Consider the following 2,321-nt stretch of genomic DNA (forward strand, 5'->3'; position numbering starts at 1 on the left):
TCGGCGAAGTTCGAGACAACGAACAGAGCCATCCGTATCTGTCTGCCCTTGCTGATATTGTCGATGACAAGAAGTTCCAGGGGTCCACAGATTATGCCCCGGCAGCACGCCGTTACGAGGTCTATATGCAGGACACCTTGGGCGAGGGGGCCTATGAGGACTTCCAGACTCAGACAAAAGAATTGCTGCAATCCATCGACAAGATGGAAGGGCTGGCCCGTGAAGTTGACGACCCTTATCTGCGTGTCGCTATGGATATTCAGATTGGCGAGCTGAAGGGCGATGTCGCGGATCTGCGCACCAATGATCCGGACCTTCAAGCCTTCATCATCGAGGACCGGCGTTATTCGACGCTTATGGACACCGCCGAAATGGATGTCTTGGATTATCCAGAGGCCGAACAGTGGGCTGCGATCCGCAAGGAAGTCACCGACACGGCCAGCAGCTACGGCCTCGATGGCGAGGCGTTTGTTGCCCGTTTTGGCGATCATCAGAACGTCACTTTGGGCACTACAATGGGATGGCGCAGCGACGACATTTCGACCGCCGCAGCCTACTTCCAGGCTCAAGGATTGTCGGACAGCCACGACCGCGCGGAGGCCGTTATTGACGAACTGCACCAGCTTGCTTCTTCCAAGATCATCGCAATCTCAGAAGAACTCTCGGACGTCCACGCCCATGCATCGCACCCGCTGTTGCAAGGGCGCGGTGACGATGACGGACACAGCCTATAGGACTTCACCCGATCTGCCTGATGAGTGCGCCAACGCTCTGAGCAGATCCATCACAGAGTTATCCATCAACTCGCAAAGGAAAAACTATGGTTACGCGTACAGACTATCTTTTGAACGAAGTCGAACACTTCGCACCCTATTCCAAGTTCGATCAATCCGCCTCGCGCGAGGATCGCGTTTCGGAGCAGATCGACATCATCAAGAAAGAGCAGAAGGCGATGGGCTATGATCGTGCCGCCATCGCTTCAAACAGCTTCGACATCGAGGACCAGGCCAACCGCCGTGTTGACGAACATACGGCGCAACAAGATCTGGTCGAAGAACTGAAAATCGAGTTGGAGGCTGCGGAGAGGGCAGGGGAGCCGGTAGATCTGAACGATATGCAGGCTTTGGTTTCTCAGCACATGAACGACGCGCAGGAATACGATCTGTATCACCCCTACTATTCGTCCCTTGCGGATCTGTCCGGCGACAAGGATTTTCAGGATTCCGACGACTACCAGTCGCCCGGTGATCGCTATGTTCAGTATTTGCAATCCGCTCTGGGTCAGGCCGGTTTCGAGAACTACGAACAGCAGACCAGGGACGTTGTGAACTCCATCGAGAACATGGAGGCTCTTGCACGAGAGGTCGAAGATCCGCATCTGCGTGCTGCAATGGACGTGCAGATCGGAGAGCTGAAGGGCGATGTTGCCGAGCTACGCCCATACGACACCGACCTGCAGGCGTACACTGTTGCTGACGACAGTTACACCACATCCATGAATGCGGCCGAGTTGGACCACCTGGACCCGTCCGAGGCCGAGAAATGGCTGGCAGTGCGTGACGACATTGTTGCAACCGCCAACAGCTTCGGACTCGACGGAAACAAGTTCCTGGCTCGCTACAACGATCATGACAGCGTTTCAGTCGGCACTACTGCGACTTGGCGAGACGCGGACATTTCCACCGCTGCCGCCCGTTTTAACAGCCAAGGCGTTCCGGACAGCTACGAGCGCGCCGAGGCCGTTGTTGGTGAGCTGCACCAGGTTTCATCCAGCAAGATTGCCGCCGTGGTGCAGGAAATTGCCCATACGCGCGAACAGGTAACCCACGTCCATGAGTATGATGGACAAAGCCTTTAACCACGGAGGACATTCCGGCTTTCGCTGCGCCGCGTTTGAACAGGTAAGATGCGGGACGAAGCGGACCTACGAGGTTCGCAAGATACTGAGATCGCCCTCGGTCCAGTTGGCACCGACAACGCCAAGGTGAACTGGGCTTCAACTTGAGAATCTATGGGGGCGTGACGTCGCCCCCAATACCGAGATATGCAGCTTCCATTAGTTCGTTTTCACGCTGCACGTCTTGATCCCTAGAGCGGAGTAGATCGGGCAAACGCCAACTAAACCTGTGATGAGTGGGATGATGCCAATGAGCCCCCACATCGTCTGAGGGCCGACAAAGATCAAAGACAGCAGCACAAGGCCGAGAATGATACGCAGTGAGCGATCAAGGGATCTGTTGCAAACTTTTGGCTGTTGACGAGGTCAGATGCTTCGGGTGAATGACTTTCGGTAAAATCAGTCGAAAGTCAGTTCATGATTT

At 55.1% G+C, this 2,321-nt stretch carries 2 protein-coding genes and 1 pseudogene; 2 read left to right on the top strand and 1 reads right to left on the bottom strand.

What is annotated here, in order from left to right; all coding sequences use genetic code 11:
• Both ACR0DH_RS20205 and ACR0DH_RS20210 read left to right on the top strand, forming a co-directional pair.
• Positions 1 to 734: hypothetical protein (locus tag ACR0DH_RS20205; protein WP_480885048.1), on the top strand; the 734-nt coding region annotated here is incomplete at its 5' end.
• An 86-nt stretch (positions 735 to 820) separates the two neighbouring features.
• Positions 821 to 1,858: a hypothetical protein gene (locus ACR0DH_RS20210; protein ID WP_480551689.1), complete on the top strand. Its 1,038-nt coding sequence runs from the start codon at positions 821 to 823 to the stop codon at positions 1,856 to 1,858.
• 198 nt (positions 1,859 to 2,056) lie between these two features.
• Here ACR0DH_RS20210 and ACR0DH_RS20215 read toward each other — a convergent pair.
• Positions 2,057 to 2,221 (bottom strand): annotated as a pseudogene (locus tag ACR0DH_RS20215) (YgaP family membrane protein); the annotation flags it as partial.
• Positions 2,222 to 2,321: the final 100 nt, after the last annotated feature.

The organism is Ruegeria sp. I1 (assembly GCF_056532675.1).